Origin of the sequence: Rhodococcus sp. IC4_135, assembly GCF_011602025.1 — a bacterium.
Lineage (GTDB): Bacteria > Actinomycetota > Actinomycetes > Mycobacteriales > Mycobacteriaceae > Rhodococcus_F > Rhodococcus_F baikonurensis.
This window is the reverse complement of sequence record NZ_JAAOLG010000031.1, coordinates 1-14,548: the sequence shown is the minus strand read 5'-3', so window position 1 is coordinate 14,548 and position 14,548 is coordinate 1. Positions and strand designations below refer to the sequence as shown.

Sequence of the window (14,548 nt, the reverse complement as noted above, 5' to 3'; positions counted from 1 at the left end):
CATTGCGATCGACGCCGTAGTGGTGTGTGATGCGTGTCACCGGATGGGTGGTCCTTTCGGTGAAAAAAAGCCTGGGGGCTGAAGAAATGTACAACTGGGATCTGCAGAACCAGATCGTTGCCTTCGTCGATTCGTTGCGTCCGATGGCCGGTTACTACCACGACATGTATTACGGATCGCTCTACGCGTTCGCAGATCAGCAAAGTCATCTGCTGACGCTGCTCGGGTTCCCACCGGTTCCCTGATCGACTGATCGACTTCGTACTTGTCGGGTGCGAGCCGGGGTGCTTGTCGGGAGGGACCCCGCGCTCGCGCGTCAGCCGTCGATAGACCACTATCGAAACCATGATCACGGCCGAGAACAACACAGGCGCTTCGACAGGAACGTCACTGCCGTGGCTCGACCCTGTCATCCTCGGCGTCCTGATTTTCGACGGGTTCCTGTGCGCGGTGTTGTCCGTCCTGTTCTTGCCGACTCATCTCGGTACGACGGCATTTCCGATCAGCATTCTCGTGGCAGCGGTGGCGAACCTCGTCTTGGTGATCGCCGCCCGCACGGTTACGACGCCGGGTAGGGCCGCCTTGCCCCTCGCCGGTTGGATCGTCGGGTTCTTGGTGTGCATGGTCGGTGGTCCAGGCGGCGACGTGCTGGTGCTCTCGTCCCCGCTGACCTTCCTGCTGCTGGTCGGCGCAATCGCTCCGGCCGCGGTTTTCCTCTTCAAAGTAGCGATCAACAGGCTTGCCACCCTCAGTTCGCACTAGTTCTCGGCGCGCGCGTAGGAAACTGACCCGTGCATAAGGGACACTCAGCCTGTGGCTGAACATGACTTGGCGGGCGCGACCATCGCCTTGACCGCAGAACGGCGTGTCGAAGAATTTGCGACGCTCCTCGAACGTCGAGGCGCGGAGATCGTTCGAACACCGGTGATCCATGTGCTGCCGTTGGTGGACGATCGAGACCTGCGCACTCAGACGTCCGCTTTGATTGCCGAGCCACCGGAATTGGTCGTGATCAGCACCGGAATCGGCTTTCGAGGTTGGCTCGACGCCGTCGCGTCGTGGGGTTTGACCGACGAGTTCCTCGGAGCTCTCGCCCGCACGCGCATCATCGCCCGCGGCCCGAAGGCGACGGGCGCCATCCGGGGCGCCGGACTGCGTGAGGAATGGTCGCCTTCGGGCGAGTCGTCCGAGGAAGTTCTGGCACACCTCGGAAGCGAGGGAGTGGCCGGTTTACGCGTCGCGGTTCAGTTGCACGGCACCATCACCGAATGGGAGCCGCTGACGGACCTGAGCGCCTCCCTCGCCGACATCGGCGCGGTTGTCACTCCGGTGTCGGTCTATCGGTGGATCCGGCCGCCGGATCAGTCGCCGGTCCGCGCGTTGGTTGCTGCAGTTCGTTCCGGTGCAATCGACGCGCTGACCTTCACCAGTGCCCCCGCGGTCTCCTCGATGCTCAGCACGGCAAAAGAAATGGGCGAGCTGGAGCGGTTCGTCGCAGCGATGCGCGGACCGGTACCGACCTACTGCGTCGGACCGGTGACGGCCGCTCCGCTCGAACTCCTCGGTGTTCCGACCATCCAGCCGGAGCGATCTCGTCTCGGTTCGCTGGCGAGGCTCATCATCGACGACCTGCCCAGACGTCGCCACCGCCCGGAGTGACGGCTTCGATCAAGGCCCACGCGTTCTCGGCGGGGAGATCGATCACCTCGTAGCTTCCCGTGCCTGCCGGCGTCGCAGCAACCACGGTTGCCACACCTGCGCGCCGCTGGAAGAACGTCTCGCGCACCGTCCATCCGATGACACCTTCGGATTCGAGACTGTGACGCTGTCGGTCGAGCGAGCCGCTTCGGGTGATCAACCACCCCGGCAGAACTGCGTGGCCGAGGCCGTTGTATCGGTCGTAGGCGAGCGCAGCGCCGCCGATCGCGAGCACAGCGACCCCGAACCACGCGTAGATCGGCACGTGCACGCCGGATGCCGCGCACGCCACGCAGACCAGGAACGCCACTGTCGCGAGAAACAGTGCCCGGGTGTAGCGGCGACGGCGCGCCGCCGGGCCGTGCGGGATCAGCGGGGTGGAAGCCTGGCGTGAATCACCGATCACGGTGGCCATCACTCGCTCGGCCTCCCGGCGTGGTCCCTGCGGCAGCAGCAGTGAAGATTCCTTCTTCTCGGCGCTCACCCCGGTCATGATGGCGTCGAGCCGCGCGCCGCGGGCCAGCCGCAGCAGGAGCGGTTCCTTGAGCGTCGTGCCGCGCAGGCGGGCGCGGTCGAGTGTGGTCTGCCGAGTCTTCAACAGGCCGTGACTGACATGCAGGATGCGTCCGTTGTCGGTGAGTTTCATGTTGCCGAACGCGATCAGGTATTGGACGCAGGCGAGTGCACTCGACAGCACGAGCAGCACGACGAGCGCGATGACGACCATCAGCGCGATGCCGAGGCTCTCGAGGGAGTCGAAGCTGTCGCTTACTGCCGACGATTTCGCGACGGCAGTGCCGATGCCGTATTGAAACGAGATGCCGATGATCGCTGCGATGATGGCGATCCCGGTGAACGAAAAGGGTGCGTAGCGAACCCAACTGGGCTCCCAGTGTCCGATCTCGGTGTCGACCGGTTCGGTGACGTTCGAGGCCGGAGCGCCCGGGGTTTGCAGCCCTCGTGCCTGTTGCGCGCCGGCCAACAGTGCGGCGCGCAGGTCCGGAACCAGGGCAGTCGACAGGGCGTTGAGCTCGAACTTGTTCGAATCGTGGCCGCTCCCAGCGCGTTGGCCGGTCCCGATGCGCACGATCGACAGTCCGAGCAGTCGGTGCATGACCCCGGCTTCGACGTCGACGGATCGGATGCGGCTGCGCGGGACGGAGAGCAGCTTCTTCTGGAAGACCCCGGTGCGCAGCTGTACGTGAACGGGCCCGATTCGGTACGTGGTGGTGAAGTACCGCAACAGACCGAAGACGACGAGCAGAGTGACGACGCCGAGTCCCCACCAGTGATTCCCGGATTGGCTGCCGAGAACAACGGAGACGAGCAGGACCGGGAGGAGCTTGACCACTTCGTTGACGGGGTGAACCAGAAGCATGCGTCGGTCGAGGCGGAGCCAGGGCTGCTCCTCTTCGGCTGCCTCGGCAGCTGCCGTTTCCGCCTCGGCGGGAATGTCGATCGCGGTCGGGTCGCCCAACTGTTTCTCGTTCACGTTGCGTCTCCCACGTTGGTGCCCGCGATCTCCGTCAGTTGAGCGACCGTGCGATCGGCGATTTCCTGGTCGAGCGCGGAGATCTTCACGGCTCCGGCCGACGACGCCGTCGTGACCGTCACGGTTGCCAGACCCAACATCCGGTCGATCGGTCCGCGCTCGGTGTCCACTGTCTGCACGCGCGAGATCGGTGCGATGCGTCGTTCCTGGGTGAACCAGCCGGTGCGTGTGTACACCGCGGTGTCACTGATCTCCCATCGGTGGACGCGATACCGCCACGCCGGAACCATCAGAATGTAGGTGGCAGCGAAGAGAACGGTGACTGCGAATACGGTGCCGACCACCCAGGACGGGATTCCGGGTATCAAGACGGCACAGACGATTTCGGCGATGATGACGGGTACCCAGAACAGTGAGGCAGTGATTGCCCACAGCCTCGGGGCTTTGGTGCTGGGTCGCCATAGTGGGTCGGCCATGGTCAGCGGTTGCGGCGCAGTCATGGGCACTACTTTGGTCGAGTGAGGGGCGATCTGTCGACATCGGCCCTATCGTGGAGTGTGGCGACCGCGAAGGGAGTACGTGATGACCGAACAAGATGCGACATTCGACCCGGAGGCTCCGGAATCAGATGCGCTCGAACAATCGACACCCGTAGATCCGAACGCCCCCGAAGAACCCGATCTGACCGACATCCCACTCGACGCACCAGTGGCTGACGTGGTGGATCAACGAGTCGATGTAGCGGTCGACGACGACTATCCGCCCTCATGATCGAGGCGGTATCGAGCCCGTGAGGCCTCCTACTTCTGGCACCGGGTGGCACTAGTCGTCTCACATGGCGCATGATCGCTAGGTGAACCGAACTGGTGATGACTCCGGCAAACCCACCATGCTTCCGATGCCAGGCATTTCCGCGTCCGCCTCGTCCAGTCCGTCGCCCGGCCCGTCAGCGTCGGCGATGCGGCGAGTTCTCCGTCGTGCACGCGACGGAGCGACCCTGAACGTCGACGAGGCGGCAACGCTGCTGCAGGCACGGGGAACCGATCTGACCGATCTGTGTTCCTCGGCGGCCAAGGTTCGCGATGCCGGTCTGCTGGCAGCGGGTCGGCCGAACACCGTGACGTATTCGCGGAAAGTGTTCATTCCGCTGACCCGTCTGTGCCAGGACAAGTGCCACTACTGCACCTTCGTCACGGTGCCCGGGAAGCTGCGTGCCGCTGGGCACGGCATGTTCCTTGAGCCTGACGAGGTTTTGGACATTGCCCGGGCAGGTGCCGAATTGGGCTGCAAGGAAGCGTTGTTCACGCTGGGGGATCGCCCCGAGGCTCGCTGGCCGGAAGCCAAGCAATGGCTGGACGAACGCGGCTACGACTCCACCCTCGACTACGTGCGGGCGATGTCGATTCGGGTGCTCGAGGAGACCGGACTTCTTCCGCACTTGAATCCCGGTGTGATGAGCTGGCAAGAGCTCTCGCGACTCAAGCCTGTTGCGCCGTCGATGGGCATGATGCTCGAGACGACCGCTACTCGGCTGTTCACCGACAAAGGCGAATGCCACTACGGCAGCCCGGACAAGGACCCGGCGGTTCGGCTGCGCACTCTGACCGACGCAGGCCGCCTGAACATCCCGTTCACCACGGGAATTCTTGTGGGCATCGGGGAGAACTTCCTCGAGCGTGCCGAATCGATCATGGCGATACGCAAGTCGCAGAAGGCGTTCGGCCACATCCAGGAAGTGATCATTCAGAACTTCCTGGCCAAGCCTGATACCGCGATGCGCAACACCCCTGATGCAGGACTCGACGAGTTTCTCGCGGCCATCGCCGTCGCACGCCTGTTGCTCGGGCCGACGATGCGGATTCAGAGTCCGCCGAATCTCGTCTCGAACAGCGAGTGCCTCGCGCTGCTCGGCGCCGGTGTGGACGACTGGGGCGGGGTATCGCCGTTGACCCCCGATCACGTCAACCCGGAGCGCCCGTGGCCGAATCTCGAGACCTTGGCCGAGATCAGCGCCGAAGGCGGCTTCACGCTGACCGAACGCACTGCGGCTCAGCCGGCATATGTCCTGGCCGGGGCTCCGTGGATCGATCCGCGCATTGCGGGTCACGTGCAGGCACTGGCGGATCCCAAGACCGGCCTCGCCTTGCCCGACACCAAGCCGGTGGGTCGACCGTGGCAGGAGCCGGACGAGTCGTGGGAATCGAGCGGACGCATCGATCTCAATACCGAGATCGACACGGACGGGCGCAACACCGAGACCCGCAGTGACCTGGGCAGTGCGTTCGGCGACTGGGAGACCGTGCGCGAACAGGTACTCGAGTTGAGTGCTCCGATTCGCGTCGACACCGATCTGTTGGCTGCATTGCGCAGTGCCGAACGCGACCCGGCCGGATGCTCCGACGACGAGTACCTTGCTCTTGCGACCGCGGACGGACCGGGCCTGGAAGCTGTTGTGGCGCTGGCGGATGCGCTACGCAAGGATGCTGTCGGCGAGGACGTCACCTACGTGGTGAACCGGAACATCAACTTCACCAACATCTGCTACACGGGCTGCCGGTTCTGTGCGTTCGCGCAGCGCAAGGGTGACGCCGACGCCTTCACCCTGTCGGCGGACCAGGTTGCCGACCGTGCGTGGGAAGCGCACGTCGCCGGCGCGACCGAAGTGTGCATGCAGGGCGGTATCGATCCGGAACTTCCCGTCACCGGTTACGCCGACCTGGTTCGCGCAGTCAAGAAACGCGTGCCGTCGATGCACGTCCATGCGTTCTCGCCCATGGAGATCGTCAACGGTGCTTCGCGCAGCGGTGAAAGCATCAGGGACTGGCTGACCGCCCTGCGTGAGGCGGGCCTCGACACCATTCCCGGTACGGCAGCGGAGATCCTCGACGACGAGGTGCGCTGGATCCTCACCAAGGGCAAGCTGCCCACGGCGGAGTGGATCGAAGTGGTCACCACGGCACACGAGGTGGGACTGCGGTCGAGTTCGACGATGATGTACGGACACGTCGATCAGCCGCACCACTGGGTCGGGCACCTGAACGTCCTCCGTGGAATCCAGGATCGCACAGGCGGATTCACGGAGTTCGTGCTGCTTCCGTTCGTTCACCAGAGCGCGCCGCTGTACCTGGCGGGTGCTTCACGGCCAGGGCCGACCAACCGGGACAACCGCGCTGCGCACGCACTGGCACGCATCATGCTGCACGGTCGTATCCCCAACATCCAGACCAGCTGGGTCAAGCTCGGTATCACCGGAACGCAGATGATGCTCAACGGCGGAGCCAACGACCTCGGCGGAACGCTGATGGAGGAGACGATCTCGAGGATGGCCGGCTCCGAACACGGGTCCGAGAAGACCGTCGCAGAGCTGCGCGCCATCGCCGAGGGAATCGGACGGCCGGCACGCGAACGAACCACCACACACGCACGACGCGAAGGAGCGATCGCCTGATGGCTGACGTACTGGGGGACCGCAAGGTCGTCGAGGTTCTCGATCGGGCGGTCTGGGGCATCAACCCCGTTCTCGACCTCGCCTACAGCGATCCGCTCGGAATCAAGCGTCGGACCTTCGAGCCGACCGATCCCGAGCGAAATGCTGCCGCGATGGTGTTGGACGCAGCCGCTTGGGTCCTCGATGTCGTCAAGTTCCCCGGGACGGCGGCGTGGTCGGTGATGACCGACGAGCAGCGTTCGAAGTGGTGGACGACCCGGTTGGGCGCACTCAACACCGTTGCCGTCGCGTTCCCCGGCATCTTCGGCGTCCTCCTCAATCGGCTCCCGATCCAGGACCTGCTGGCATTCGCGAATCAGGCCGTTGTGCTCGTTGCGGTTGCCCGTGAACACGGAGTGACGGAACGGGATCAGCAGGTGGACCTCCTGGCGTCGGTGTTGTGCCGGCGTGAGACGAAGTCCCGAGAGCTTCTCGCCGGAGAGGACTTCGCCGAGAAATCAGCCGGCGGCGCCGACGAGACCTGGCGCCCGTTCGCGCTCATCGGCACGTTGTGGCGCACGTCCAAGACTTTTCGTGCCATCACGGACGAGCTGCACAAGCGGCCGTCGCGGACAAAGCCGTACGAGGTTTTCGGCAAGATTCCGGTGATCGGCGTCGTGGCGGATTACCTCGGTGAACGCGGTGCACTGGTTCGCGCTGCTGCCGCGGGGGAGAAGTGGATCGCGATTCGGTCGAGGAACATCACCACAGTAGGCTGAAATGTGTTACCCCCGCCTGCTCAGAGTCGGTCGGCAGGGGGATAATAGGCTGTTCCCGCGGTACGTGAGAGTCGTATCGGATTTTCGGCCCCTTGCAACTGCGTGTTGCGGCGGCGATGCACGACAGGAAGGCAGGGAGATCGGCAGTGACCTACACGATTGCTGAACCGTGTGTAGATGTGATGGACAAGGCGTGCATCGAAGAATGCCCTGTCGACTGCATCTACGAGGGTGGACGCATGCTTTACATCCACCCCGACGAGTGTGTCGACTGCGGCGCGTGTGAGCCTGTCTGTCCCGTCGAAGCCATCTTCTACGAAGACGACGTCCCGGACCAGTGGAACGCTTACATCAGCACCAACGTCGATTTCTTCGACGATCTCGGTTCGCCGGGTGGAGCAGCCAAGCTCGGCAAGGTCGACTACGACACGCCGTTCATCAAGGCGCTGCCTCCCATGGGTGAGGAATAGAGATCTTGTCTCGTACTCCGGTGGCCGCTGGGCTTCCTGATTTTCCGTGGGATTCGCTCGCCGACGTCACGGCGAAGGCACACTCTCATCCCGACGGCATCGTGAACCTGTCCGTGGGTACGCCGGTTGATCCGGTGGATCCGGTAATCCAGGAGGCTTTGGCATCTGTTGCCGAGGTGCCGGGATATCCGACTACTCATGGCACGCTCGCACTGCGCGAGGCCGTGGCGGAGTCACTGGATCGCCGTTACAACATTCCCGACGTCGATCCGGCAGCGGTGCTGCCGGCCATCGGTACCAAGGAAATGATCGCGTGGCTGCCGAAATTGCTCGGTCTCGGCGCCGACGATCTGGTGGTCATTCCGGAGTTGGCATACCCGACCTACGAGGTCGCGGCGAAACTCGCAGGCGCGCGCGTTCTGCGCGCCGACGGCTTGAACAAGCTAGGTCCCGAGTCGGCGGCGATGATCTTCGTGAACTCGCCGTCCAACCCCACCGGAAAGGTGCTCGGGCTCGAGCACTTGCAGAAGGTCGTGGCCTGGGCACGCGAGCGCGGCGCCATCGTCGTCTCCGACGAGTGCTACCTCGGGTTGACCTGGGAAGCCGATGCACTCTCCATCCTCGATCCTCGGGTCAACGGCGGCGATCTGACCGGTTTGCTTGCGGTCCATTCACTTTCGAAGACGTCGAATCTCGCAAGCTATCGCGCCGGGTTCGTCACCGGTGATCCGGCTCTGGTGTCGGAACTGCTCGAGGTGCGCAAGCACGCGGGCATGATCCTGCCTTTGCCGATCCAAGCCGCGATGACCGCAGCCTTGGGCGACGACCAACACGAGAACGTCCAGCGCGAGCGGTACCGCGAGCGTCGCAGCGTGTTGATCGAAGCTGTCCGAGGCGCCGGATTCACCGTCGACAATTCCGAGGCCGGTCTGTACCTCTGGGCAACCCGCGGCGAGGAATGCCGAGCCACGGTCAGTTGGTTCGCCGATCGTGGGATCCTCGTTGCGCCCGGTGAGTTCTACGGACCGAGCGGGAGCAAGCACGTTCGGATCGCTCTCACCGCAACAGACGAACGAATCGCCGCGGCAGCAAAGCGCCTCTCCGCCTGAACCGTGTGTTTTCGCGGGTGTCAGGTTCCCTGATGTCGGTAGCAGTCCGATGTAAGGTCGCGCTGTGACCACCTCAGGGACCGGCGGCTTGGACGCGGTACTGATTGTCGCCGTCGTTGTTGCCTCGATCGCGCTGATGCTCGCGTGGCTGAAGGATCGTCGAATATTCGGAGACCTACCTCTTTCGGCCGTTGTGCTTTGGCTCGTGGTGGCAGTGCCGTCAATTTTGCAGGCGCTGATGCCGGGACTGTTGGACATGTTTCGCCGTGATCCCACGTTGATCCGCGACGGTCAGTGGTGGCGGATTCTGACGTCGGTGTTCGTCCAGGACGGCGGCCTTGCCGGGACGGTTGCCAACCTTCTCACGTTGGCAGTGGTGGCGCCGCCTGCTTTTCGGCTCTGGGGCGCCGCACGCGGTTGGGCACTCTTCCTGCTCGGTCAATTGCTGTTCGGTTTGCTCACCACCGCAGTCTTCCCGTCGACCGGCGCCGGTAACTCCGGTGCGACACTGGCTCTGGCAGCGGCGGCGGCGGGGATCGGCGTTCTGGTGCGCTCGCGAATGCCCGAGATTTTTCTGACTGCCGTGATTGTCGTCGGCGGTGCAACTCTGGTGACGGTCGACGACGCGCACGGATTCGCAGTTCTTTCCGGAGCTCTACTGGGGGCGGCGCTGGTGACGCTGTTCCCTCCTCACTCGATGGACGCGCGTCGGGCAGGAGAAAGTTTGCGACCGTCTGCGCTGTGAGATGCTGTCGTGGTGCTGCTGAGATCACTGAACCCCCTTGCTGTTGCCCGCGGTGACGACCTCGACGACGCCGTGACGATCGGTGACACGGTGCTCTCGCGGAGTGCCATTCTCGGTGCCGCGACCTCGGTCGCGGAACGAGTGGCGCAGGCCGACCGGGTTGCCGTATTGGCAACTCCCACAGCAAAAACGATCCTCGCCGTCGTCGGTGCATTGATTGCCGGCGTCACCGTTGTGCCGGTACCGCCGGACTCGGGCAGGGCTGAGCGGGAGCACATTCTGCGTGACTCCGGAGCTCAGGCGTGGCTCGGTGAAACGGACGAGCACTGCGACACTCTGCCGGTAGTCCCCGTCCGGTTGCATGCGCGCTCATGGCACAGCTATCCCGAACCGGCTCCTCAGTCCACAGCGTTCGTCCTGTACACCTCGGGAACCACCGGCCCACCGAAGGGTGTTCTGCTCAGTCGCTCGGCCATCGCAGCCGGGATCGACGCGCTCGCCGAGGCCTGGGACTGGACGTGGCGAGACACTCTCGTGCACGGGCTTCCGCTCTTCCACGTGCACGGGCTGATCCTCGGAATCCTCGGTCCGCTCCGGATCGGCAGCCGGGTGATCCATACCGTCAAGCCGACGCCGGAAAACTACGCACGAGCCAAAGGCTCCCTCTACTTCGGTGTCCCCACCGTCTGGTCGCGTATCGCCGAAGACGAAGAGGCGGCCCGTGCGTTGTCCGGCGCTCGGCTGCTGGTCTCCGGCAGTGCGCCGCTTCCCGTCCCAGTCTTCGAAAAGTTGCGTGAGCGAACAGGATTGACCCCAATTGAGCGTTACGGCATGAGCGAGACGATGCTGACGCTGAGTACTCGATTCGACGGCGAGCGACGCCCGGGTTGGGTCGGAGTGCCATTGCGCGGTGTCGAGACTCGTCTTCGTGACGAAAAAGGCAACGATGTTCCACACGACGGCGAGAGCATCGGCGGCCTGCAGGTACGTGGGCCGATGCTTTTCGACGGTTACTTGAACCGTCCAGACGCAACCGCCGAGTCCTGGACGGAGGACGGCTACTTCAAGACCGGTGATGTCGCCGTCATCGACGAGGGTGGGTTCCACCGAATCGTCGGCCGCGAATCCATCGACTTGATCAAAACCGGCGGATTCAGAGTCGGCGCAGGCGAGATCGAGACTGCCATCCTCGGGCACCCCTCGGTGTCCGAAGTTGCGGTGATCGGTGTCCCCGACGCCGATCTGGGGCAGCGGATCATCGCCGTCGTCGTCCGCAAGCCAGGCAGTCCCGACGTCACCGAAGCCGAATTGGTCGAGTTGGTCGGGGCAGAGTTGTCGGCGCACAAGCGTCCCCGCGAAGTTCGTTTTGCCGAGACTCTGCCGCGTAACGCGATGGGTAAGGTCCAGAAGCGCGACCTGTGGTGAGCGGAGCCGATTGCTGAAAAGTCGCTCCGGCGCTCGAATCTTGGTGAGTTCGGCCCGCCTGCCCCGGAATGTGGGCCCGCCGGTTCGCCGATGATTCAGCGCTAGTTGGAAATTCTGTGTTCTTGGCTACACTACCGCCCGGTAGGGATAGCTCCAGTCGCACGCATGCCGTCGGTATGCCTGAGTGCGAGTGGCCTCGGAAGGGCAGATTTCATGGCGGGCGGACGGCATTCGAGTCCTGACAGCGGGCGGTCGATCGGGTTCTACGCAGTGGGTGGGTTGGTTGCCGTCGCGGTAGTCGCCACCGGGGTGGTGGTCTTCAAGGCAACACAGTCCGATTCCTGCGAGAGCGTCGACGAGTACTCGCTGGCAGCAGATCCTGCGATCGCGCCTGCAGTAACGGAGATCCTCGCAGAAGCGTCGCCGGAGCAGACGGGCTGTTCGCGGATCACGGTCACCTCTGCGCTGCCCGGCGATGTCGCGGGAACTTTGGGCAAGGGTGTGGACGCGCCGGACATGTGGATACCGGATTCGACAGCGTGGGTCGGCAAAGCTTCATTGACGGCCAAGGGACCGGTCGCTGCGGCCGGCGGTTCGATCGCGACCTCACCTGTCGTTCTCGCCTCCGGCGGTGGCGAGCAGTTTGCCAGTTGGCTCACAGCGCTACAGGTTCCTGACCTCGCGCTGGGCAATCCATTGTTCACCGGGGTTGCATCGGCGCCCATTCTCGGAGCTCTCGCGGAGACCGGGGCCACCTCCGAATCGGTTCGAGCGGCACTCGTACCCCATGCTCAAGCCGAAAGTGTTCGTACCGAAGATCAGCCGGTAGGACAGAAGATGCTCACCGAATTGGTCAGCTCAGGCAAGGTTGGTGTTTCGACCGAGCAGCAGGTGGTCGAGTTCACGAAGGCAGAGTCGAAGATTTCCGCGACAGTGCCGGCGACTGGAACCATGATCATGGACTACCCACTGGTGGTCAGTGCGTCGGCACCGGATCGGCACTACGCCGCAGCCAAGAAGAGTGACGCCATCGCCGAGCTGTTGCACAGTGAATCTGCCCAGGAAGTGCTGGCACGCAGCGGTTTCCGTACTTCCGGCGGTGGAGCCGTCGAAGGTGGGGTTGGTGACGTCACGGCATTGACTGTCTCCGAACAGTCGGTGGCCGATCAGACACTGGGTGCTTGGGCGTTGATGGCCAAGCCGATCCGAACACTCGTCGCGATCGACGTGTCTGCATCGATGGACTATCCGGCGGCAGGTGGCAAGACGCGCATGCAGTTGACCACTGCTGCTGCTCTCGCCGGCAATCAAGTCTTCCCGGACAGCGTCGCTGCCGGTCTGTGGGCCTTCTCCCAAGGTATGAACGGAACCCAGGACTTCCAGGAATTAGTGCCGATCAGGCGCTACGACACCATCGTCGACGGCGTGACTCAACGAAAGTTGATGGCTGATCAAGCGAACCGGCTCACCGAACTCAAGCGTGGTGCCACAGGTTTGTACGACACGACGCTGGCTGCCTTCCGGAAAGTCCAGGAATCGTACGATCCGCGAGCGGTCAACAGCGTCATCATCTTGACCGACGGTGCAAACGAAGATCCCGACAGCATCAGCCGTGAACAGCTGCTCGATGTTCTTGCACGCGAGCAGGATCCGGCGCGTCCGGTCATCATCGTCACCATCGGCATCACCGATGACGCCGACGCTGCAGCGCTCGCCGATATCTCCCGCGTGACGGGCGGGTCGACCTATATCGCACGGGACCCCTCGGAGATTTCCGAGGTGTTCGTGAACGCACTGGCTCACCGAGGATCATGAGCCCCACCGAAGAACTCAGGCCGCGTCGGGACCGGTCCAGGGTGTCGGAAGTGGCGGAGCCTCAGACGAATATCGGTGCCCGGTAGGCGTCGTCGTGGTGAAGGTGTGCCGGTTACCCGGCACAGGTTCGGCAGACCAGTCCGAGCCCTGTTTCGCGTAATTGCATGCCGCGCACAACCCGGCACCGTTCGCTGCGCTGGTGAGTCCACCCCTCGAGTGATCGCGAATGTGGTCACGGTGGCGAACCGGCGCGTCGCACCACGGAGTACGGCAGCTGCGATCCCGGAGTTCGATCAATCGTGCCAACCCCTTCGGGAATGTTCTCGCCGTGGATTCCATTGCGGTCAATGCGCCGGTGTCGGGGCGTGCGTAGAGTTTTCGGACCGTTGCCATTGTTTCGGAGTCTTCGCTGCACTTGGCGATCCATTCGCGTGCAATATCGGCTGGTACAGGCCCGTACCCATGAACGTGCGCCGGGTCGGAATTGTCGCCCAACAATGACTGGTCGGAGACAACCAGATTCACGGTGACGGGTGTCGGTGTGGCGCGACCGATTCCGGTAACCCGCTCGACCAGGAGATCAGCCATGATTTGCGCTCGTGTGCGCTTGTCCCCGCCGGCAAGTACGGAATCTGCGTCGCGCCTGAGCGTGGCGTGCACGGCGATACCTTCGGCTGCGGGAAGCAGCACATTGAGCCAGCACATCGTGTCGGGTGCAGGCCGTGACGTTACTCGTCTGTCTCCCACAGCTTTGCGTGCTCGTCTGGCAACACTGTCGGAGTCAATTTCGGCAGTGCGTGCGCGGATTCTTTCTGTCAGTTGGTGGTTGCCCCATCCGTCCAAGATTGCAGCGTCGCAGCAGAACTCGCGATCCAATGTAGCGCGATCCTGGACTGTGAGACAGGCAGTTTCACGCATGAGAATTGTCGCTTGATGCTCACTGATGGAGCCACGGACGAGTAGTCGAAGTGTGTGCGGCATCTCGTCGCTCAGTGCGCGGGCCAAGCTCAGATGTTGAGTTCCGAACCATGCCGACTCTCGCCGTGCGAGGGCAATCTGCGCGTTGATTCCACGGCCCTGGTATGCGCGCGGAACTCCCCGTTCGCCGCGGTCCTTGCGGGTGAACGCGTCGAGATCGGCAGCCAGTAATGCCTGGGCCCCAGCACAACTGGCCTTCAACTCTTCCAACGCGCGCAGAAGATCAACGCGTGCTGCGTTGTCGATGGAACGATCCATGCTGACGAGTGACGCTCGGAATTGTCCGATTGTCTCTTCGGATATCGTCTGTTTGGATATCGTCTGTTTGGATATCGCCTGTTCAGATACTTGCGTCGTCACTTTTACCCCCCGGTAGTGTCGAACATACATTCGATAATAGCCTCGACAATGAACGCCCGCAACACCTTTCTCTGTTGGTGACCGAAAGTTCCGACAGTTCGGTTTTCGTGGTTGACTGGTCGGCATGATTGAACTGAGGGGATTGACCAAGGTTTACGGACCGACGAAAGCGGTGGACGATTTGTCGTTCACGGTCAAGCCGGGCATCGTGACGGGCTTTCTGGGCCCCAACGGTGCGGGTAAGTCGACG

15 protein-coding genes are annotated in these 14,548 nt (G+C 63.2%); 12 read left to right on the top strand and 3 right to left on the bottom strand.

What is annotated here, in order from left to right:
• Positions 1–29 precede the first annotated feature (29 nt).
• The 3 genes from G8767_RS29960 to G8767_RS29950 all read left to right on the top strand — a co-directional run bounded on the left by G8767_RS29960 (position 30) and on the right by G8767_RS29950 (position 1,659).
• The gene (locus tag G8767_RS29960) at positions 30–245 is read left to right on the top strand and encodes a hypothetical protein (protein WP_166813471.1); all 216 of its coding nucleotides are present in this window, start codon (positions 30–32) and stop codon (positions 243–245) included.
• Between the two features lie 100 nt (positions 246–345).
• Positions 346–762: a hypothetical protein gene (locus G8767_RS29955; protein WP_166813477.1), complete on the top strand. Its 417-nt coding sequence runs from the start codon at positions 346–348 to the stop codon at positions 760–762.
• A gap of 51 nt (positions 763–813) precedes the next feature.
• Positions 814–1,659: a uroporphyrinogen-III synthase gene (locus G8767_RS29950; protein ID WP_124567047.1), complete on the top strand. Its 846-nt coding sequence runs from the start codon at positions 814–816 to the stop codon at positions 1,657–1,659.
• Here G8767_RS29950 and G8767_RS29945 read toward each other — a convergent pair.
• Positions 1,619–3,190 carry a PH domain-containing protein gene (locus G8767_RS29945; protein WP_095972232.1) on the bottom strand — a complete coding sequence of 524 codons (1,572 nt, stop codon included), beginning with the start codon at positions 3,188–3,190 and terminating at the stop codon, positions 1,619–1,621. The genes G8767_RS29950 and G8767_RS29945 overlap by 41 nt on opposite strands.
• Positions 3,187–3,690 (bottom strand): PH domain-containing protein, encoded by a 504-nt coding sequence (locus tag G8767_RS29940; protein WP_095972233.1) that lies wholly within the window; start codon positions 3,688–3,690, stop codon positions 3,187–3,189. The genes G8767_RS29945 and G8767_RS29940 overlap by 4 nt, the downstream gene beginning before the upstream one ends.
• An 82-nt stretch (positions 3,691–3,772) precedes the next feature.
• Here G8767_RS29940 and G8767_RS29935 point away from each other — a divergent pair, with 82 nt between their 5' ends.
• The 8 genes from G8767_RS29935 (at position 3,773) to G8767_RS29900 (ending at position 12,960) form a co-directional block, all read left to right on the top strand.
• The gene (locus G8767_RS29935; RefSeq protein WP_166813476.1) at positions 3,773–3,961 is read left to right on the top strand and encodes a hypothetical protein; all 189 of its coding nucleotides are present in this window, start codon (positions 3,773–3,775) and stop codon (positions 3,959–3,961) included.
• Positions 3,962–4,079: 118 nt separating this feature from the next.
• Positions 4,080–6,638, top strand: coding sequence for a bifunctional FO biosynthesis protein CofGH (locus G8767_RS29930; RefSeq protein WP_166813525.1), 2,559 nt, complete (start codon positions 4,080–4,082; stop codon positions 6,636–6,638).
• Positions 6,638–7,396, top strand: a complete 759-nt coding sequence (locus G8767_RS29925; protein WP_095972236.1) for a hypothetical protein — start codon at positions 6,638–6,640, stop codon at positions 7,394–7,396. Before G8767_RS29930 ends, G8767_RS29925 begins: the two co-directional genes overlap by 1 nt.
• Before the next feature lie 146 nt (positions 7,397–7,542).
• Positions 7,543–7,866: a ferredoxin gene (fdxA, locus tag G8767_RS29920; protein WP_003945248.1), complete on the top strand. Its 324-nt coding sequence runs from the start codon at positions 7,543–7,545 to the stop codon at positions 7,864–7,866.
• A gap of 5 nt (positions 7,867–7,871) precedes the next feature.
• Positions 7,872–8,975, top strand: coding sequence for a succinyldiaminopimelate transaminase (dapC, locus tag G8767_RS29915; protein WP_166813475.1), 1,104 nt, complete (start codon positions 7,872–7,874; stop codon positions 8,973–8,975).
• A gap of 64 nt (positions 8,976–9,039) precedes the next feature.
• Positions 9,040–9,720: a rhomboid family intramembrane serine protease gene (locus tag G8767_RS29910; protein WP_166813474.1), complete on the top strand. Its 681-nt coding sequence runs from the start codon at positions 9,040–9,042 to the stop codon at positions 9,718–9,720.
• Between the two features lie 12 nt (positions 9,721–9,732).
• Complete coding sequence (locus G8767_RS29905; RefSeq protein WP_166813523.1) at positions 9,733–11,145, top strand: acyl-CoA synthetase; 1,413 nt, start codon at positions 9,733–9,735, stop codon at positions 11,143–11,145.
• A gap of 213 nt (positions 11,146–11,358) precedes the next feature.
• A complete protein-coding gene (locus G8767_RS29900) occupies positions 11,359–12,960 on the top strand; it encodes a substrate-binding and VWA domain-containing protein (protein WP_095972239.1) in 1,602 nt (533 codons plus the stop codon).
• Between the two features lie 15 nt (positions 12,961–12,975).
• On the opposite strand, the gene G8767_RS29895 is transcribed toward G8767_RS29900, so the two are convergent.
• Positions 12,976–14,298, bottom strand: a complete 1,323-nt coding sequence (locus G8767_RS29895; protein WP_166813473.1) for an HNH endonuclease signature motif containing protein — start codon at positions 14,296–14,298, stop codon at positions 12,976–12,978.
• A gap of 124 nt (positions 14,299–14,422) precedes the next feature.
• Between G8767_RS29895 and G8767_RS29890 the strand changes: the two genes are divergently transcribed.
• Positions 14,423–14,548, top strand: a 126-nt coding sequence (locus G8767_RS29890) for an ATP-binding cassette domain-containing protein (RefSeq protein ID WP_166813472.1), incomplete at its 3' end; no start/stop codon positions are given.